Below are 18,654 nucleotides of genomic sequence, written 5' to 3' on the forward strand. Positions count from 1 at the left end.
GTAACGACATGGCGACCCCACAGGAAAACGTGCTCGACTGGCTACGTGATGCCCACGCGATGGAGCAACAGGCCGAAAAAATGCTCAAGGCGCAATCCGAGCGCCTCGAGCATTACCCGCAGCTCAAGGCACGCATCGACCAGCATATCCAGGAAACCCTTGGCCAGCAGGCGCTCATTGACGAATGCCTGACGCGCTTGGGCGGCAACGCCTCGACCCTGAAAGACATCGGCGGCAAGTTGATGGCGTTCGGGCAGGCGGTGGGTGGCTCATTGATGAGCGACGAGGTGATCAAGGGCGCGATGGCAGGCTACGTCTTCGAAAACATGGAGGTGGCCAGCTACACGGTGCTCATCGCGGCGGCGCAGGCGGCAGGCGATACCGAAACACAGGCGGCGTGCGAGAAGATCCTGCCCCAGGAAATCGCCATGGCCGAGTGGCTGCTCGAGCATTTGCCGCAGCTCACCCAGGCGTTTCTGGAGCGCTCTGCGGCCCCCGACACAGAGGCCAAGCGCTGATGCAGCGCGCGGCGCCGGACCGGCGCCGCATATGATTTAGCGCACGCTCGCACTCCGCTGCGTTTTCACGGTCAATGGAACACACGCCACTTATCTGGAGGTGAACCTTGGCAACCAAGAAGAAGCCCGTGGTCGGCAGTGATGAGTTGCCGGTGCTTTCTTCCGACCGCAAAGATCTGTTTTTTGCGGCGATGCAAACCAGCCACAGCGCGATGATCGTGACCGACCCTGCGCAGCCCGACAACCCGATCGTGTTCGCCAACCCGGCGTTCCTGACGTTGACCGGCTTCGAACACGACGAGGTGATCGGGCGCAATTGCAGGTTCCTGCAAGGGCCGGAAACGGACAACCGCACCCTGGAGCAGGTGCAGCGTGCGGTCGACCAACACCATGAGGTCTGTGTCGAAGTGCTTAATTACCGCAAGGACGGTTCGACCTTTTGGAACGAATTGTTCCTTTCTCCGTTGTTCAACGAGCGCGGCCAGTTGGTGTACTTCTTCGCCTCCCAGCTGGATGTGAGCCGGCGCCACGACGCGGAACTGCGCGTGCGCCGCGCACAAGACCTGGAGGCGTTGGGGCAGCTCACGGGTGGCATCGCCCATGACTTCAACAACCTGCTGCAGGTGATGGTCGGGTATCTGGAGCTGATCCAGCAGAGCGCCAAGCGCCCCGGCTGCGACCCGCAGCGCATCTTCAACAGTGCCAGTCGCGCCCGGGCGGCCGCTGAAAAAGCGCAAAACCTGACGCAGCAATTGCTGGCGTTCTCGCGCAAGCAGCGGCTCGACAGCCGGGTAATCAATCTGAACACCTTGCTCGGTCGCCCTGACCTCACGGGCGTGCTGCACAACGTCGACTTGCACGTGGAACTCGCCGAAGACCTGTGGAACTGCCGCATCGACCCTACCCAGGCGGAGTTGGCGGTGCGGCACCTACTGACCAATGCCCAGGACGCATTGGAAGGGCGTGCAGAGCCGACCGTGACGGTCAAAACCGCCAACGTCCAGGTGCCGGGCGAGGCCGGTGCCGAACGCGATGGCCTGGCTGAGGGCCGCTATGTCAGCATCTCGGTGTCTGACAATGGCAATGGCATCGATCCCGACCTTGAAGAAAAAGTCATGCAACCGTTCTTCACCACCAAGGAGGAGGGCAAGGGCTCGGGCCTGGGGCTGTCGATGGTGTATGGCTTCGTCAAGCAATCGGGCGGCACCGCCCGTATCCACTCCTACCCCGGGATCGGCACCACGATACGCCTGTATTTTCCGGCCGATGACAGCCAGCTTTGGGTCGAGCAAACACCTGCTGCCACCTCGCTGCAGGGCGACGAGAAGATCCTGATCGTGGAGGACCGGCCCGACGTGGCCGAGTTGGCTCAGGTAATCCTGTCCGACTACGGTTACCGGACCGATATCGCACACGACGCCGCCGAAGCGTTGCGCATGCTTGAGAGCAATAGGTATGACTTGGTGTTCAGCGACTTGATCATGCCGGGCACGATGAACGGCGCGGCGCTCGCCCGGGAGGTGACCCGCCTGTATCCGCAGATCAAGGTTCTGCTCACCACCGGCTACGCGAAAGATGCGCTGGCGCGCGCGGATATACCGGTGCATGAATTCGAGCTGATTCAAAAGCCTTATCAGTCCATCGACCTGCCGCGCAAAATCCGCGCGGTGCTCGACGCCGTACCGGCGCTGAAGTGACCGCCGACGCGCCTAACCGAGGACGGCCAGCGACAGGTTCAGAGCCAGCACCAGGATAATCGAGAAGCCAAACACCTTGCGCGCCCAGCTCCGCGGATCAGTCAGGCGCGCGGAGCTGTTGGCGAGCGTCATCCAGTAACCGCAGCAGCCGAGCATCACCGCAAAATACCAGGCGTTCATCTGTGCAATCGCGCCCAGCACCAGCGTGCTGGCCAGGAACGCCAGAATGTACGCTTGTATCTGCCGGTGGGCCTCGGGCAGGCTCAACAGCGGCAGGCGCGCTGCGCGAAAATCCTCGCGGCGCATCACGGTGATGGCGTGCGAGTGAGGCATCTGCCAACAGCAGAACACCACCACCAGCAGCAGCGCCGTGGCGTCGAACCTGCCGGTGACCGCGCAATAACCGATCACCGGCGGCATCGCCCCGGACAGGCTGCCGATCAGGGTCGCCCAGTGCGAGCGCCGCTTCAGCCAGACGGTATACACCCCCGCATAGATCACCAGCCCCAGCAGTGCCAGCAGGCAGGTCAGCGCATTGCTGGCGACCCACAGCAAACCGAAACCGGCGACCCCCAGGGCGATGGCGTAGCTTGCGGCCGTGGGCACTGCAATGGTTCGCAGTGCCAACGCACGGTGACAGGTTCGCACCATGCGTCGGTCGATGTCGCGGTCGACACAGTTGTTGATGACACAGCCGCAACCGATCACCAATGCAGTGCCGAGCAGGGCGGCCAGCAAGTGCGCAGGGTCCGCCAGATGGCCCCTGCCCGCGAGGAAGTAGCCCCCTAGCACCGAGGCGAGATTGCCGAAGATAATCCCGGGCTTGGTCAGCTGCAGCGCGGCATTGAACAGCCCGAGCCAGTGCTTCAGTGCGCCAGCATATTGTGGTGAATACTGCCCATGATCCATAGCGAAAGCCCTACCAGCAGAAGAATGATGACCGCCGAGAAAATCAGCGCAATCAGGTTCCAGCGTTGTTCCTCGGCGGTATCCAGGTGCAGGAAGAACTTCAAGTGGACCACGATCTGAATCGCGCCCAGTGCCACCACCAGCCAGGCGGTGGTGGTGCGCGGCAGTGACGGGAACATCACCATGGCGAAAGGGATCACGGTGAGCACTACCGACACCAGGAAGCCGACCAGATAGGAACGGCTGCTGCCATGGCTGCTGCCCGCGCTGCTGTGAACCGAACTTTGCTTGTACATGTCACACCACCCCCAACAGATAGATCACGGTAAAGACGCAGATCCACACCACGTCCAAAAAGTGCCAGAACAGGCTCAGGCAACTGAGCCGCGTGGCGTTGGTGCTGGTCAGGCCGCGTTGCTTTACCTGGACCATCAGCACCGCCATCCACACAAGGCCCGTCAACACGTGCGCGCCGTGGGTGCCGACCAGGGTGAAGAACGCGGTCAGGAAGGCACTGCGGTCCGGCCCGTAGCCTTCAGCGATCAAGTGATGGAATTCGTTGATCTCCATCGCGATAAACCCGGCACCCAGCACAAAGGTGAGCCCCAGCCAGCGCAGCACCTGGGACTGCTCGCCACGGTTCATCGCCAGCATCGCGTAGCCGTAGGTGATGCTGCTCAACAGCAGCAGCATGGTTTCAGCCAGCACATAAGGCAGTTCGAAGATATCCGCCGTGGAGGGGCCGCCCGCCACGCTGTCGCGCAGTACCGCATAGCCGGCGAACAGCGTCGCGAACAAAATGCAGTCGGTCATCAGGTAGATCCAGAACCCGAACAGGCTCAGGGAACCGGCGTCTTCATGCCCTTGTTCATGGGTGTGGGCGATGTCTTTTTCGATAACGATATTGGACATGGGTCAAGCCTCTGCCAGGTCTTTGAGACGGGCCGTTTCGATGCGCGCGACTTCCTCTGCGGGCACGAAATAATCGGTGTCTTCGTCGTAACTGCGCACCACGAACGCGACCACCGATGCCACCAGGCCGAATGCCGCCAACCACCAGATATGCCACACCAGCGCAAAGCTGCAGATCAGCGCGAACAGGCTGATGATCAGGCCCGAGGCGGTATTGCGCGGCATGTGGATGCTGCGATAGTCGGTGTGGCTCAAGGTGCTGACGCCGCGCTCCTTCATGCCCCAGTACGCGTCCAGGTCGTTGACCTTGGGTTGTTCGGCAAAGTTGTACAGCGGCGGCGGCGACGCGGTGGCCCATTCCAGGGTGCGTCCGTCCCATGGGTCACCGGTGAGGTCGCGATACTCATGACGGCGACGAATGCTGATAAACAGCTGCAGCGCCTGGGCGGTCACACCGCAGAGAATGATCGCCACGCCGACCAGTTCCAGCAGCAGCCAAGGGCGCCACTCAGGATTGTCGAAATGGTTGAGGCGCCGCGTCATGCCCATGAAGCCCAGCACGTACGACGGCATGAACGCGAAATAGAAGCCGATCAGCCAGCACCAGAATGCGATGCGCCCCAGCTTGTCGTTCAAGCGGAAGCCAAAGGCCTTGGGGAACCAGTAGGTCAGGCCGGCCATGTAGCCGAACACCGCGCCGCCGATGATCACGTTGTGAAAGTGCGCGATCAAAAACAGGCTGTTGTGCAGCATGAAGTCCGCGCCTGGCACGGCCAGCAAGACGCCGGTCATGCCGCCGATGCTGAAGGTCACGATAAAGCCCAGGGTCCACAGCATGGGGGTTTCGAAGCGCACCCGGCCACGGTACATGGTGAACAGCCAGGTAAAGATCTTCACCCCGGTCGGCACGGCGATGATCATCGTCATGATGCCAAAGAACGCGTTGACGTTGCCCCCCGAGCCCATGGTGAAGAAGTGGTGCAGCCACACGATGAACGAGAGCACGGTAATCGCGATCGTCGCCCACACCAGCGACACGTAACCGAACAGCCGCTTGCTGCTGAACGTGGCGGCAATTTCAGAAAATACCCCGAACGCTGGCAGGATCAGGATGTACACCTCCGGGTGCCCCCAGGCCCAGATCAGGTTGACGTACATCATCGGGTTGCCGCCGGCTTCGTTGGTAAAAAAATGCATGCCCAGGTAACGGTCCAGGGTCAGCATCAGCAGGGTGGCGGTCAGGATCGGAAACGACGCTAGGATCAGCACCGAGGTACACAGCGCGTTCCAAGTGAATACCGGCATCTTGAACAGGGTCATGCCTTCGGTGCGCATCTTCAGAATCGTGACGAAGAAATTCACCCCCGTCAGTAGCGTGCCGATCCCGGATATCTGCAATGACCAGATGTAGTAATCCACCCCCACGCCGGGACTGTACGCCAACCCGGATAACGGCGGGTAAGCGACCCAACCGGTTCGCGCAAACTCACCGATGCCCAGTGAGACGTTAACCAGCAGGGCACCGGCCACGAACAGCCAGAAGCTCAGCGCATTGAGAAACGGGTAGGCCACGTCACGCGCGCCGATCTGCAACGGCACCACCACGTTCATCAGGCCGACCACGAAGGGCATGGCCACGAAAAAAATCATGATCACGCCGTGGGCGGTGAAGATCTGATCGTAGTGTTCCGGCGGCAGATAACCCGGCCCGCCGCTGGCGGCCATGGCTTGCTGGGTACGCATCATGATCGCGTCGGAAAACCCACGCAGCAGCATTACCAGCGCGACGATGATGTACATGCAGCCGATTTTCTTGTGGTCCACCGAGGTGAACCAATCGCGCCACAGGTAGCCCCATTTGCGCTTCCAGGTGATGGACCCGACCATCGCTACACCGATCAGCCCGATGAAGGCCAAGGTGTACATCACAATGGGTTCAGTGGTTGGGATCGCGTCCCACGACAGTTTTCCGAACATTGTTACCGCTCCTCAGCCAGCAGACTTGGGTGTTGATCGGCGCCTTGTTGCGCGCCGCTCAATTGCGCACGTTTGGTTTTAGGGGCCTTGTTCATGCCTTCGTATTTATCGACGATGTCCAGGAACAGCCGCTCCTGCACCGCCGAGTAATAGGTGACCGGGTGCTTGATGGTGGGCTTGGCCAATTGTGCATAGCTGGTCTGGTCCAGCTGCGTTGCCGCGCCCTTGACCTTGGTGACCCAGGCCTGGAAATCGGCAGGGCTCAACGACAGCGTGGCGAAATGCATGTCGGAGAAGCCGGGGCCGTTGTAGTTGGCGGCAATGCCCCTGAACTCGCCGGTCTCGTTGGCGATCAGGTGCAGCTTGGTCTGCATGCCGGCCATGGCGTAGATCTGCCCACCCAGCGCGGGGATAAAGAATGAGGTCATGGCGGCATCGGAGGTGATGGTGAAACTCACCGGCGTGTGCACCGGCAGGGCCAGTTCGTTGACGCTGGCGATACCCAGGTCCGGGTAGATGAACAGCCACTTCCAATCGGTGGCCACCACCTGCACATTGATCGGCGGTGTATCCGAGTCGAGCGGGCGATAGGGGTCCAGGGCGTGGGTGGTTTCCCACGTCACCCAGCCCAGGGCGATGATGATCAGCAAGGGAACGCCCCACACCACCGCTTCGATTTTGTGGGAGCTGGCCCAGCGTGGCGAGTAACGCGCTTTCTTGTTGGTCGCCCGATAGCGGTAGGCGAACACGAACATCAGCACGATCACCGGCACCACCACCAGTAACATCAAACCCGTGGCGAGGATAATCAGGTCGCGTTCATCGGTTGCCACCTGGCCCTTGGGGTTGAACACCACCAAGTTGCAGCCGGTTAATAAGAAGATGCTGGCGAGAGATGCCAGGCCATAACCCATCGCTCGTTTCATGCCGTGCTCCTGTAGTGAAAACATCCGTTGTTGCGCTGCCGAACAACCGCGCCCGCGTTCGCAAGTTGGTTAAGCGAAACGTTGCCGTTGCGTTTGTTAATGCCTGGCGTACTCCCATTGATAAACGCCAGGCGATAAGGCATCGCCAGTAGATAAAACCTCGTCTACTGCCCGGTTTTATTGGCTTTCGTTGCTGTCTTGCGGGGCGCGTTTCAGCGCGCTCCCGAACAATTTGAATGAGCCCTCAGGGGTTGGTTTAACAAAATGTTACTCCGCCTGACGAACGGTTTAACAAGCGAAACGCTAAAGGGTTTTAGATAGGCGCATGATGAGTTCGTTGTGGAAAACACACGGAATCACTGCTAAAGAGTTCAGGTCTTAGTTGCAGGTCAACTTACTAATGGTCATGGAGAACAGCTATGTTCATTCGCGGCAATACCTTTAATGCCTGGGCTGCCCAGGCGCGGGACGAAGAGTGTTTTACCCAGGAAGTTGAAAACGGCTGTCATATTGAAGTCCGGGCCCGGGAACGGGACGACGCGGACATTGAAGTGCTGCTGTGCGTCTACACCGCAACGGGCCAGTGCGTGGTGGAACGCACCAAGCAGTTGCCGGGCGCGGAATGGACGGTGCACGACGCACTCAAGCGCGGTATCGACCAGGCGGAACGAATTGCCGGCGGCGAATCCGGTCGATTGCCCTGCGCCGACGCCCACGGCCACGACGAGGACTGACCGGCTGGCTGGCTGGAGGTTGACGAATGAATGAACTTTGGCGGCCCGGTGATTTTCCATTGTAGATAGCCCTGCCTCAGCCGGCCCGTGCCGGATGAACGCTGATCGCAACCTGCCGCTCAGAGCCGCCCATGACCGAATCCAGCCTTAGCCACGCCGAACCCTCCAAACCCTCCTTGCGCCGCGCCGTGACCGGCCCGATGTTGTTCCTGTTCATCCTGGGCGATGTGCTCGGCGCAGGCGTGTATGCGCTGGCCGGAACCATCGCCGGCCAGGTGGGCGGGGCGATCTGGGTGCCGTTGCTGGTGGCGTTGTTCTTCGCCATGCTCACGGCCGGCTCCTACGCTGAGCTGGTCACCAAGTACCCGCATGCCGGCGCCGCTTCGGTGTTCGCCGAGAAGGCGTTCAAGTCGCCGCTGATCTCGTTCCTGGTGGGCTATTGCATGCTCGCTGCCGCCGTGACCAGCGCCGCCGGATTGTCACTGGCGTTTGCCGGGGACTACCTCGCCGCGTTCATCGACGTATCGCCGCATTGGGCGGCGCTGGTGTTTTTGCTGGTGATTGCACTGCTCAATGCCCGCGGCATCAAGGAATCGCTGGGCGCCAATATGGTCATGACCTGCGTGGAACTGTCCGGGCTGTTGTTGGTGGTAGTGGCGGCGGCGTGGTGCTTGCAGTCCGGCGCAGCCAACCTGGCGCGGGCGTTCGAATTCAAGCCTGGCGTCAACCCCATGGTGGCGGTGCTGGGGGCTGCGTTGTTGGCGTTCTATTCGTTCGTCGGCTTTGAGACCTCAGCCAACCTGGCGGAAGAAATCCGCGGGGTGCGCAAGGTTTATCCGCGAGCATTGTTCGCCGCATTGGTCACGGCTGGCATTGTGTACATGGCGGTGGGAGTCGCTGCATCGGTAGTGTTGCCGATGGATAAGTTGACCTCCACGTCGGCGCCGTTGCTGGAAGTGGTGCGTGCGTCGGGCTTGAGTATTCCGCCTCAGCTATTTGCGTTCATTGCCTTGGTGGCGGTGGCCAATGGTGCGCTTTTGACGATGGTCATGGCGAGTCGGCTGGCTTATGGGATGGCGCGTATGGGGTTGTTGCCGCAGCCGCTGTCGCGCGTGCTGCCCAAGCGGCGCACACCCTGGGTGGCGATTGTGGCCAGTACCGCTGTGGCGATTGCGTTGACGTTGACGGGGACACTGGCGGCGTTGGCGGAGACGGTGGTGTTGTTGCTGCTGTTTGTTTTTTTGAGTACCAATGTGGCGGTGTTGGTGCTGCGGCGGGACAAGATTGAGCAGAGTCACTTTCGTGTGCCGAGTTGGGTGCCGGTGTTGGCGGTTGTTTCGTGTTTGATTCTGCTTAGTCAGCAGGGGGTGGATACGTGGTTGCGGGGTGGGGCGTTGGTGTCGGTGGGGGTGGTGTTGTATGGGTGTAATCGGATGGTGGCGCCGGCGGTGGAGGCTGGCTGATTTCGGGTACATATCCATTGCTGCGGTAACGGCGGCTTATGGTTCCGCTCTTACAGCGGGTCACTTTTGGAAGGACCCAAAAGTAACCAAAAAGTCCTCGCCCCACCACTCGGCACCTCGCCTAGGCTCGGTGTGCCCGAACGCGGTCTTGAATCCGTGGGCCGCCGCCATGCGCCATCCATGGCGCAGGGCGGCTAACCCGGCGTCCTGCCGGGTTACCCACGAATTCAAGCCCGCGTTCGGCCAGCGTGGTTTAACGGGGCGACCGAGATCAAAAGCAAAAGCGACTCGCTGCGCATCGTAGATAGGCAAGAACCAGCGCCGTACTGTGGCGAGGGAGCTTGCTCCCGCTGGGGCGCGTAGCGGCCCCGCTTTTTCAAGACTGCGACTGCTCCGCAGTCCAGCGGGAGCAAGCTCCCTCGCCACAAGTTATTGATTGGCCGAGCCACCGCGCACCCTCCACTGACCAGGTCGGCTCTAAGGCCGCCTCGCTTTGCTTTTGCTTTTGCTTTTGATCTTAAGCGCCCCGTCAAACCACGCTGGCCGGAAGCCGACAGTGATTTGGGGGGTAAACCGGCAGGACGCCGGTTTAGCCGCCCCGCGCCATGGATGGCGCGTGGCGGCGGCCCCCCAAATCACTGTCGGATTACGGGCACACCGAGCGTGAGCGAGGTGCCGAGTGGTGGGGCAAGAGCCCTTTGGTTACTTTGGGGCTTTTCCAAAGTGACCCGCTGTAAGAGCGGAACCATAAGCCGCCGTTACCCAAACAACGGATATTCACCCGCAACCAAAAGCCCCAAAACAGCTCAAGGCCTAAACACCGCCCGCAAACACTGATCCGTCTTCTCCTTGAACATAGCGTACCCCTGCGCCCCATCCTCCAGACTCATCGGATGAGTCAACAGATAAGCCGGATCCAACTCCCCCCTCTGAATATGCCCAAACAGCGTCGCCGCATACCGCTGCCCCGGCTGCTGCCCGGATTTCAACGTCAGCGCCTTGTTGACAATCGCCCCCATGGGAAACTTATCGAGCAGCCCCCCATACACCCCAACCACCGACACCGTGCCGCCTTTACGGCAAGCCCGTATCGCCTGCCTGAGCACGCTGCCGCGTTCGGTATGCAGCCTGAGCATCTGCTTGGCCTTGTCATACGCATAGTCGATCTCGGTGCCATGCGCCTCCATCCCCACGCAATCGATGCAACGGTCCGGCCCACGCCCGCCAGTCAGTTCCAGCAAGGCCTCGTGCACGTTGGTTTTCTCATAGTTGATCGCAATCGCCTTGCCGCGCTCTTGCGCCAGGCGCAGCCGGTCGGGGTAGCGGTCGATGGCGATGACCCGTTCGGCGCCGAGCAGATAGGCGCTGCAAATGGCCATCTGGCCGACCCCGCCGCAGCCCCACACCGCTACGGTGTCGCCTGGCTGGATATCGGCGTTGTCCGCGGCGAAGTAACCGGTAGGCGCCGCATCCGAAACGAACAGCGCCTGCTCGTCGCTGACGCCCTCGGGCACCTTGAACAGGTTGACGTCGGCAAACGGCACCCGAACGTAGGTGGCGTGGCTGCCGGGGTAACCGCCGAAGGCGTGGCTGTAGCCGAGGATGCCGCAGCACGGCTGGCCGTACAGGAGGTCCGTCGCCGAAGGGTTGGGGTTGGAGTTGTCGCAGCAGGAGAAGTCGCTGCGCTGGCAGGGTTCGCAGTTGCCGCAACCGATGATCGAAATGGTGACCACCTTGTCACCCTGGCGCAGGTCGGTGATGCCTTTGCCCACTTCGACGACTTCGCCCATGAATTCGTGGCCGATGATGTCGCCAGGCTTCATGGCCGGTACGTAGCCGCCGAGCAAATGCAGGTCGGAACCGCACACGGAGGACATTGTGACGCGGATGATTGCGTCACGTGGGTTGAGGATGGTCGGGTCGGGAACGTTGTCGACTTGCAATAAGTTCGGTGCTTGCCAGGTGAGTGCGCGCATCAGTGAGATCCCCCTTCAATGGCGACGCCGGTTTTGACGGTCGGGTGATCGCTGGTCACCTGGTCGTCGGCGGCGTGTACGTAAAAAAAGTCGTCGTCCTGTTCCGGTCTGAGGCGGTTGTTGCTGACCTCGCCGGTTTCCAGTTGCTGTTTCACCGCCTGCAGCGCATTGAGCAAGGCTTTGTCACTGAACAGGCTGATCGCCCGCGCCAGCCCATAGCCCAATTTGCCCATGGCCGGCTTGCATACCACCACGGCCTTGACTTGGGTGCCACGGTCGGCGGGGGCGGGGGACAGTGAGAGGGTAATGTCGTGGGCCCAGCGCGCATCGCCAGGGGTTTTCCAATGCAGCACTCCAGGCGCCTGCGTTTCGCTCTGGATCAGCGTGCACTGCACGCGCTTGCCGGCGGGAGCGCGCAGCGTCCAGCGCGTGACGTCCGGTGCCAGTTGCTCGACGCTGTCGACCCAACGCAGCAGCGGGCCGACCTGCTCGGGCCTGGCAAGGAAGGTAGATACCTCTTCAAGGGGCCGATTGATCGTAATGCTGCGCGTGATCGCTTCACTGATCGGCCAGTGATGCTCGCGGCTGAATTGCTCTTCGAAGGGTGTCGGCGTCAGCGCCTGCTTGAGCCGGCAATGGCCAGCGGTACCGCGAAATACGGCGTAGGCACCTGCGATGGTCTGCAATGCGCCGCCCAGTCCGCCTTTGCGCCAGCCGTGCAGCAGCAGGGCCGCGCCGGCCGTCACCGAAAGCGTGCGTTCAGCCTTGGTCAGCGTGCCACTTCGTTGGCCGTCTTGGGGGGTATGGTTCGCTATCAGCGGATGTTCAGTCATGTTTCCAGTCCTCCTACGGGTGTGTTTTCGGTAGAAAATTCGGCGCCGTTTGAGGTTCCACTGCATTTCACGATACGGGATGAAAGGTGTCCCTGGCGGGCGTCGATGATGGGCGCAACGGCTCAGGAATTGTTCAGAAGCCCTCTGGGCGGCATGCGCCGACGCGCAAAGTCGTCCCATCGCTCAGGCCTGCGCTGCTCACCACAGCGCATGCACACGTAGACCTCTGGATCCAGGCCCAGGTAATAGCCCTTGCGTATATAAGGGTGATCGCACGTATCTGGCCAAGAACACTGTCCAGTTCGAACACGCTGATTAGCCATATAAAGCTGCCAAGAAAAAAAGCCCGCACAAAGTACGGGCAAGACAGGAGTTTTTACCAAGAGCCTGGAGTGAACAGACTCAGTATTGAGAAACAAAAAACCTCGCAGCAGTTTATTTTTATTCCGCGAGTGCCGACGAATGGTCGTTCAACTAGCGAAACGAAAAACCTGTGCAAGCCGGATCAACTAGGCAGGAAAATATTCTGAACCTTCATTCTGATAAAACAACAAAAAATCAGAAGGAGCGTTTATGAAAAACATTTTATATATCATTGAGTACGACTACCACCGCGAGCCGAAGTCTTTCATTATAAGAGCGGAGGCGATGAATAATGCGGAGGCTTGGCACTGGGCATGTTGCGATGCGGGGATCGGTATAATTCCGAGGTCGCGTAATGAAAGGATTAAGCGAATAAGCAAACCGCTGGCCGAGCGTTACGGACTTGAGAATGTAAGGTGGCGTCCGTCTGGTAGTATTCCGTTTATTGCAAAGCCTTACGTACCGCCGCCGCCCGAATGAGGGCCTTTGCAACGAAAGGCCCTGATTCGGACACAGTATAAGCGGCCTTTAAGGTCTACTGTTTTCCTCGACGCTCCTGCAACTGATATAACTTCTGCACGCTGCGCTGAAGCGCAACGGTCATCAGCTCGGCCGCATACATTTCTTTGCACGAAGCGCAGAGCATTTCGGACGCTGTCGCCACCAGGAACTCAGGTTCGTCCGTGGTCGGTTCATAGGATTCCTTGCACTGAACGCAACGGCGGTTCGCTTGTAGATTTAGCACATCGGTTCCTCCCTGAATGAACTGCCACCATTCATTATCGGACGGATGTTTTCAACTATTAAAAGCGAAAATTTCAAACAAGCGATTAGTTGATATTTTAATGCCAGCATCGCGATCCAGCAGCACTGCGGATCACGTTCGGTCGAAGGTTTTCATCCTCCAGGGCATCGGCGATTGATGAACGGCGCTAGGAGTGAATGAAGCTGCTCACAAACTCCGCCTTGATCACCGGCAGCTCGATCGCGTGGATCAGGCCTGCGGCCAGCGCCTGGTGCGGGTCGAGAATGCGCGGCGCCGCAATCAGGTACTTTTCCGTTTCCAACGTTTCGTCGGCATCGACGGTGCGTTCGGCCACGATGCGTGCATACAGCTGCAGGTCATAATCGAGGCTCATCGCGTATTCGGACATGCGCGAATGGTCGACCGCGCCTTGCACATGCCAATGAAACGGATGGAACAGGAATTTGCTGTGGATACAGGCGGTGCGGCGCTCACCGGCGAGAAAGATGATGTTGCCCATCGACTCCACCGTGCCCAGGTTATGGGTATGCACCGGGATCGGCAGGGCTCGCAGGAAGTTGTACATGGTAAAGCCGTAGCTGCATTCACCGCCCATGGTTGCGATGTTCACCACCAGTCCCGAAGCATCCTGCTGCACGGCCAATGACGCTTTTTCGATCAGTTGGCTGCAGGTCGACGCGGTGACAGGGCCGGTAAAGTTAATAATGTGTAAAGGCATGGTGTCCCTCATCAATGAAAGCAGGGGAGCACGGCTCCCCTGCATCAAGCACATCAGCTGTTACGGCCACCACCGTGGCTGTTTTCGCCGCCTTTACGGCCCGCTTCAGAGGCTTTCTCGCGGTCATTGGCGAAGTTGCCGCCGCTGTTCTGGCCGCCTTTGCGACCGGCCTCGGCAGCGCGCTCGGGATCATTCTTGAAGTTCCCGCCGCTGTTCTGGCCACCTTTGCTGCCGGCTTCGGCCGCGCGCTCAGGGTCATTCTTGAAGTTACCGCCACTGTTTTGACCCCCCTTGCTACCAATCTCCTGGTAGAACTCTTTGTCATGGGAGGCAGACGTGGCTTCGCCACCTTTCTTACCGGCTTCGTTGACGCTCATTTGGCCTTTTTTGTCTTGAGTACTCATGTTCAGTTACCTCGTCGTTATGTCGGTTGTGCAACGTTCATTTCGATCTTGCAGGGAACTTACACTTCGCCGTGCGGGTGCACTGGCTATAAGTGTCTCTCGCACAATGGTGGACTTTGCCGCAAATCGATAGTTGCTTCGGCTAGTTCAGTACCGCGTCGGTGTTCGTAACACGTTGCGGTGTTTGAACGCATGCCGGTCACCGCTTCGGTTCGCACTTCCACTATCGGCCGGTGATGTAACTCACCACGCTGGTAATCAGTTGACGCTCGCATGATTAATGCCCTTGGTTATGACTTGCGTCCACCGCCATGACTGTTTTGGCCGCCTTTCTTTCCCGCTTCCGATGCTTTTTCGCGGTCGTTGGCAAAGTTGCCACCCGACGCCTGGCCACCTTTCTTTCCCGCCTCCGATGCTTTTTCGCGATCGTTAGCGAAGTTGCCAGGGTTTTTATTGCTCGTGGTCATAACAATACTCCAAGTCCAATTGTCGTTTCGCTAGTTGTCCATTTATGCAACGGACATCTACTCCGATAAGAGCAAGCGGCAAGATGTTTTGAAATTTTTAAAAAATGGCGATGAACGGCAAAAAACTTGTACAAGGCAGCGTTGCACTGCCGCTTCGTATAACTTTTTTAGTTGGATTCTGCGCTAGTTGATATTGAAATAGTGGCGCTGCAGGTTGAGTCTCAAACGTGCTGTTTGAACCTCTACCGGGGCGAGTCCTGACCTACTCTCGGTGTCGATCCCCGTTGCAGGCTCGTTATCAGGTGACGGTGTGGCTGTACACGCGGTTGCTGCAGGCCCGCCAGACTGCTTGTATGCTTGCGCCCCGGAACCGGTGGCCGCTGTGAGTACCGACGTTCGATTGATGGCTGGAATGGAATACCGGACTTCCTTAAGGTGCTGACGTGAAGCGTGATACCCGCCTTGTAATGCTGTTGCTGTTGGTGGTCGGCTGTTCCCTGACTTCGTTGACGATCTGGAAAGTCCTGGCTTCCCGCGAGCGTGCGCTGGCGGAAGTGGACGTGCACGGCTTGAACCTCACCCAGGCGCTCAATACCTACACCGAAGGGATCGTGCGCCAAAGCGCGCTACTGTTGCTGGGGCTGGTCGAGCGCCTGGAAACCGAAGGCAGCGGCCCGGTGCAGATCCAGCGCATCAGCGCGCTGATACGGCGCCAGCAGCCGCTGATGCCGCAACTCAGCGGCATCACCATCTATGACCAGCAAGGTCGCTGGCTGATGTCGTCCAATCGCGTGATTCCGGCGGGCGCCAACAGCAGTGCGCGTGCCTATTTCATCCATCATCGTGACGATCCGAGCGGCGAGCCGTTCATCGGTCCGCCGATTCAGAGCCACACCACTCAGGAATGGGTGGTGACCATCAGCCGGCGCTTCAATGACGCGGCCGGCAACTTTGCCGGGGTGGTGGCCGTGACGCTGGGGGTGGAAAACTTTCTGCGCGTGTTCGGCAAACTCGACGTCGGCCAGGACGGCGCGATCGGCTTGTCTTACACCGACGGCACCTTGCTGGTGCGCTATCCCTTTCGCGAGCAGGACATGGGTCGCAACTTTTCCAAGTCGCCGATCTATTCCCAATACCTGGTCGACCGCTCCGTCGGCACCGCCTCTTACACCTCCAGCCTGGATGGGGTAGAGCGGCTGTATGCCTTCCGCAAAAGCGAAAGCCTGCCACTGATCACCACCGTCGCCCTGGGCAAACACGAAGCGCTCGCTGCGTGGCGTATGGAGGCCGCGCTGTCGGCCGTGGCGGTGACCGGGCTGCTGGGGCTGACCGGTCTGATCGGCTGGTTTTTGATCCTCGATATCCGCCGGCGGACCTTGGCCGAGGAGGCGCTGCGCATCGCCCAGCAACAGCTGCTCGAGTCCAATCGACGGCTTGAGTTACTGGCAATGAAGGACGCGCTGACCGGCCTGGCCAACCGTCGCTGCTTCGATGAGACCCTGGCCCTGGAAGCGCGCCGGGCACAGCGCGATGGCACGACGCTGGCCTTGCTGATGGTCGATATCGACTACTTCAAGCGCTACAACGACGCCCTCGGCCACGTCGCCGGAGACGCCTGTCTGCAGCGCGTCAGCCGCATATTGGAGGCCTGTGTACGGCGCCCTTCGGACCTGGTGGCGCGGTATGGCGGGGAGGAAATAGCGGTAATCATGCCCGCCACCGACAGCGAAGGCGCTGCAGTGGTGGCGCAATTGATCCTTGATCGGCTGTTGCAGGAAAACATCCAGCATCCTGCCAGCCCGTTCGGGCGCGTGAGTGTGAGTATCGGGGTGGCGGCGGCAGCGGGTATCGAACTGGAGGCAGCGCTCGACTTGATCGAAGCTGCGGATAAAGCGCTTTATCACGCGAAGTCGGCAGGGCGTAATGGTGTTGCGCTGTGACTGCGCTATTGCGATCCAATGTGGGAGGGGGCTTGCTCCCGATAGCGGAGTGTCAGCTGAGCCTGAGCTGACTGACACACCGCTATCGGGAGCAAGCCCCCTCCCACAGGGTTAACCTCAATCGGCACACGCCAATGCCGGCCGACGACTGCCGACATTGCGCAAGCGCTCAACCGGCATGTCGACCATCGCCTCCTCACGCAGCGCTGTTTCCAGCGCCTCCAGATGCCGCGACAGGATCTTGACCGACCCGCTCGGGTTGGCTGGGTCGAACGGGATCTTGCCATTGGCGACCAATACCATCGCCAGTTCCCAAGCACGTTTGGAATGATTCATCACGCCACCTCCTGTTCAGGCCTGGCAACTGTTGTCTGCTTGGTCGCTACCCTCGAGACCGGCGCGGGGAAATGCGTGTTGAGCACACCCAAGTGATCAATCGCTTCACGGAACAACGCCTCAGCCTTACGCCGCAAGCGCAGGTATTGATCGAACATCTGGCTGTCAAAATCGGTGCGCTCCAACAGGTCGAACGCGCTCCGGCTGAGGGCGTTGGCCTGATCGAACAGCTTCTGGTTTTGCTCCATTGCCAGTTGGCGGCAGGCCATCCGTTTTGCGTAAGCGTCGAGGTCGTGCATGGCGTAAATCCTTCTTCTACGAGTTCCGGTAAAGGTGTGACCGGCCTGAAAAGCGGGAATATCAATTTGGTTGCCTTTGAAATATCGATCAATTCATCGATTCAGTTCCGGTCGAACAATCGTTTATTTAGATTGCGCAGCTGTGCGCCGAAAAAATCTGAACCCTGTGGCCGCCCGGCCAACCTAATGCTGCATAACCGGGAGGTGCACCATGCAAGTGACGTATTTCTGGATTGGCCTGATGATCATCCTGTTGTTGCTCGACCTGTGGGTCCTCAACAGCGTATGGCGTAGCGAGAACTCCTCAGGGAGCAAGGCGGGGTGGACCGCCGTGGTGGTCCTGCTGCCTTTCCTCGGCGCGGTGATATGGGCGGTGTATGGCCCCCGCGGCGTGACCAAGGGGCCGTCCTCGCCGGAGCACAGCAAGGGCTGACAGAGGGCAGGTTATGCGCGAGTCAGAGCCTGACGACCTGCACAGCCGCGACTATCCGGTACGTGAGGACATGCCTCAGCAACGCCGAATCTGGCGCTTCGAGCGACTGGGTTGGTATGCCCTGGTGATACTCATCGTACTGACCCTGGCGGGGCTGTTCTCCAAAGGCCCGCTGAGCACCACCGAGGTGCGCAGCGCCGATGGCCAGTTGCGCGTCGAATACCAGCGCTTCCTGCGCAATGGTTCCTCCGACGCGCTGGTGATCCATATGCACGGCGCCGCAGACACGCCTCTGGCGCTGGAAATCAACGGCGAGCTGCTGCAGGGCTTCAATGTGGAAATGCTCCAGCCCCAGCCGCTCAAGGCCAGTACGGCGGGCGAGGGCGTGAAGCTGTGGACACTCACTGACGATCTAGGGCGCGCCACGTTGCATCTGACCTTGCGCAGTGACGGCGTTGGCCGCTTCGACACCCAGGTGTCGCTGGCCAACGGTGCGACCGTGGACCTCTCGCAGTTCATTTATCCCTAGGGGGCAATCATGGACTCAGTCTTGCGCGCGGCCGCGATCTATCTGGTGTTGATGATCCTGTTCAAGGTCGCCGGCAGGCGCTCGCTGGCCGAACTCACCACCTTCGACCTGGTGCTGTTGATGGTGATCGGTGAGGCCACTCAGCAGGCGTTGCTGGGCGATGATTTCTCGTTGACCAATGCGGTGCTGGTGATCGTCACATTGATCGCCATCGACATCGGCCTGTCCTTGGTCAAGCAGCGCTCGCGCTGGTTTTCACGCTTGCTCGATGGCGGGCCGACCGTGGTAGTGGAGCAGGGCCGAGTGCTCCACGAACGCCTCAAGCGTGCACGCCTGGATGAAGACGACATACTGGAGGCGGCGCGGTCGGCCCAGGGGATTCTGGAGATCAAGCAGATCCGCTTCGCGATCCTCGAGCGCAACGGCAAGATCTCGGTCATCCCTTACGACTAAT

Annotated in this window: 22 protein-coding genes; 10 read left to right on the forward strand and 12 right to left on the reverse strand. The window is 59.9% G+C overall.

Annotation, left to right across the window (positions count from 1 at the left end):
* Positions 1-8 precede the first annotated feature (8 nt).
* Together QF045_RS13040 and QF045_RS13045 are read left to right on the forward strand one after the other, a co-directional pair.
* Positions 9-518, forward strand: a complete 510-nt coding sequence (locus QF045_RS13040; RefSeq protein WP_306492540.1) for a ferritin-like domain-containing protein — start codon at positions 9-11, stop codon at positions 516-518.
* 107 nt (positions 519-625) lie between these two features.
* On the forward strand, positions 626-2,215 hold the full coding sequence (locus tag QF045_RS13045) for a histidine kinase famiy protein (RefSeq protein ID WP_306492541.1): 1,590 nt from the start codon (positions 626-628) through the stop codon (positions 2,213-2,215).
* 12 nt (positions 2,216-2,227) lie between these two features.
* Here the strand turns inward: QF045_RS13045 and cyoE are convergent, their stop codons facing one another.
* From cyoE to cyoA, 5 genes are read right to left on the reverse strand one after another with little or no spacing between them, the layout of a single operon-like run.
* Positions 2,228-3,124 carry a heme o synthase gene (cyoE, locus tag QF045_RS13050; protein ID WP_306492542.1) on the reverse strand — a complete coding sequence of 299 codons (897 nt, stop codon included), beginning with the start codon at positions 3,122-3,124 and terminating at the stop codon, positions 2,228-2,230.
* Entirely contained in the window at positions 3,082-3,420 is a 339-nt protein-coding gene (gene cyoD / locus QF045_RS13055; protein ID WP_124386119.1) for a cytochrome o ubiquinol oxidase subunit IV, read from the reverse strand. Before cyoD ends, cyoE begins: the two co-directional genes overlap by 43 nt.
* A 1-nt stretch (position 3,421) precedes the next feature.
* Entirely contained in the window at positions 3,422-4,036 is a 615-nt protein-coding gene (locus tag QF045_RS13060; RefSeq protein ID WP_306492543.1) for a cytochrome o ubiquinol oxidase subunit III, read from the reverse strand.
* A 3-nt stretch (positions 4,037-4,039) separates the two neighbouring features.
* Positions 4,040-6,013, reverse strand: coding sequence for a cytochrome o ubiquinol oxidase subunit I (gene cyoB / locus QF045_RS13065; protein ID WP_306492544.1), 1,974 nt, complete (start codon positions 6,011-6,013; stop codon positions 4,040-4,042).
* Between the two features lie 2 nt (positions 6,014-6,015).
* Positions 6,016-6,939 (reverse strand): ubiquinol oxidase subunit II, encoded by a 924-nt coding sequence (gene cyoA / locus QF045_RS13070; RefSeq protein ID WP_306492545.1) that lies wholly within the window; start codon positions 6,937-6,939, stop codon positions 6,016-6,018.
* Positions 6,940-7,358: 419 nt separating this feature from the next.
* Between cyoA and QF045_RS13075 the strand changes: the two genes are divergently transcribed.
* Entirely contained in the window at positions 7,359-7,673 is a 315-nt protein-coding gene (locus QF045_RS13075) for a hypothetical protein (protein WP_306492546.1), read from the forward strand.
* Positions 7,674-7,804: 131 nt separating this feature from the next.
* Positions 7,805-9,136, forward strand: a complete 1,332-nt coding sequence (locus QF045_RS13080) for an APC family permease (RefSeq protein WP_306492547.1) — start codon at positions 7,805-7,807, stop codon at positions 9,134-9,136.
* Between the two features lie 806 nt (positions 9,137-9,942).
* On the opposite strand, the gene QF045_RS13085 is transcribed toward QF045_RS13080, so the two are convergent.
* Complete coding sequence (locus QF045_RS13085) at positions 9,943-11,112, reverse strand: zinc-dependent alcohol dehydrogenase (RefSeq protein ID WP_306492548.1); 1,170 nt, start codon at positions 11,110-11,112, stop codon at positions 9,943-9,945.
* Entirely contained in the window at positions 11,112-11,945 is an 834-nt protein-coding gene (locus tag QF045_RS13090; RefSeq protein WP_306492549.1) for an SRPBCC family protein, read from the reverse strand. Before QF045_RS13090 ends, QF045_RS13085 begins: the two co-directional genes overlap by 1 nt.
* 86 nt (positions 11,946-12,031) lie before the next feature.
* On the opposite strand from QF045_RS13090, the gene QF045_RS13095 reads away from it, so the two are divergent.
* Positions 12,032-12,475 carry a hypothetical protein gene (locus tag QF045_RS13095; RefSeq protein ID WP_306492550.1) on the forward strand — a complete coding sequence of 148 codons (444 nt, stop codon included), beginning with the start codon at positions 12,032-12,034 and terminating at the stop codon, positions 12,473-12,475.
* Between the two features lie 43 nt (positions 12,476-12,518).
* Positions 12,519-12,788, forward strand: a complete 270-nt coding sequence (locus QF045_RS13100; RefSeq protein WP_306492551.1) for a DUF6555 family protein — start codon at positions 12,519-12,521, stop codon at positions 12,786-12,788.
* Positions 12,789-13,240: 452 nt separating this feature from the next.
* On the opposite strand, the gene QF045_RS13105 is transcribed toward QF045_RS13100, so the two are convergent.
* The 3 genes from QF045_RS13105 to QF045_RS13115 form a co-directional block, all read right to left on the reverse strand.
* Positions 13,241-13,792, reverse strand: coding sequence for an ATP-dependent Clp protease proteolytic subunit (locus QF045_RS13105; protein ID WP_306492552.1), 552 nt, complete (start codon positions 13,790-13,792; stop codon positions 13,241-13,243).
* A gap of 53 nt (positions 13,793-13,845) precedes the next feature.
* Positions 13,846-14,196 carry a general stress protein gene (locus tag QF045_RS13110; RefSeq protein ID WP_124386129.1) on the reverse strand — a complete coding sequence of 117 codons (351 nt, stop codon included), beginning with the start codon at positions 14,194-14,196 and terminating at the stop codon, positions 13,846-13,848.
* A 290-nt stretch (positions 14,197-14,486) separates the two neighbouring features.
* A complete protein-coding gene (locus QF045_RS13115; protein ID WP_306492553.1) occupies positions 14,487-14,663 on the reverse strand; it encodes a general stress protein in 177 nt (58 codons plus the stop codon).
* Between the two features lie 443 nt (positions 14,664-15,106).
* Between QF045_RS13115 and QF045_RS13120 the strand changes: the two genes are divergently transcribed.
* Entirely contained in the window at positions 15,107-16,603 is a 1,497-nt protein-coding gene (locus QF045_RS13120) for a sensor domain-containing diguanylate cyclase (RefSeq protein ID WP_306492554.1), read from the forward strand.
* A gap of 117 nt (positions 16,604-16,720) precedes the next feature.
* On the opposite strand, the gene QF045_RS13125 is transcribed toward QF045_RS13120, so the two are convergent.
* Positions 16,721-16,939, reverse strand: a complete 219-nt coding sequence (locus QF045_RS13125) for a hypothetical protein (RefSeq protein WP_306492555.1) — start codon at positions 16,937-16,939, stop codon at positions 16,721-16,723.
* Entirely contained in the window at positions 16,939-17,238 is a 300-nt protein-coding gene (locus tag QF045_RS13130) for a hypothetical protein (protein ID WP_306492556.1), read from the reverse strand. The genes QF045_RS13125 and QF045_RS13130 overlap by 1 nt, the downstream gene beginning before the upstream one ends.
* Positions 17,239-17,449: 211 nt before the next feature.
* On the opposite strand from QF045_RS13130, the gene QF045_RS13135 reads away from it, so the two are divergent.
* From QF045_RS13135 to QF045_RS13145, 3 genes are read left to right on the forward strand one after another with little or no spacing between them, the layout of a single operon-like run.
* The gene (locus QF045_RS13135; RefSeq protein WP_306492557.1) at positions 17,450-17,671 is read left to right on the forward strand and encodes a PLD nuclease N-terminal domain-containing protein; all 222 of its coding nucleotides are present in this window, start codon (positions 17,450-17,452) and stop codon (positions 17,669-17,671) included.
* 13 nt (positions 17,672-17,684) lie between these two features.
* On the forward strand, positions 17,685-18,200 hold the full coding sequence (locus QF045_RS13140) for a hypothetical protein (protein WP_306492558.1): 516 nt from the start codon (positions 17,685-17,687) through the stop codon (positions 18,198-18,200).
* A gap of 9 nt (positions 18,201-18,209) precedes the next feature.
* The gene (locus QF045_RS13145) at positions 18,210-18,653 is read left to right on the forward strand and encodes a DUF421 domain-containing protein (protein WP_306492559.1); all 444 of its coding nucleotides are present in this window, start codon (positions 18,210-18,212) and stop codon (positions 18,651-18,653) included.
* Position 18,654: the final 1 nt, after the last annotated feature.

It is taken from the genome of Pseudomonas sp. W4I3, from assembly GCF_030816195.1.
GTDB lineage: Bacteria > Pseudomonadota > Gammaproteobacteria > Pseudomonadales > Pseudomonadaceae > Aquipseudomonas.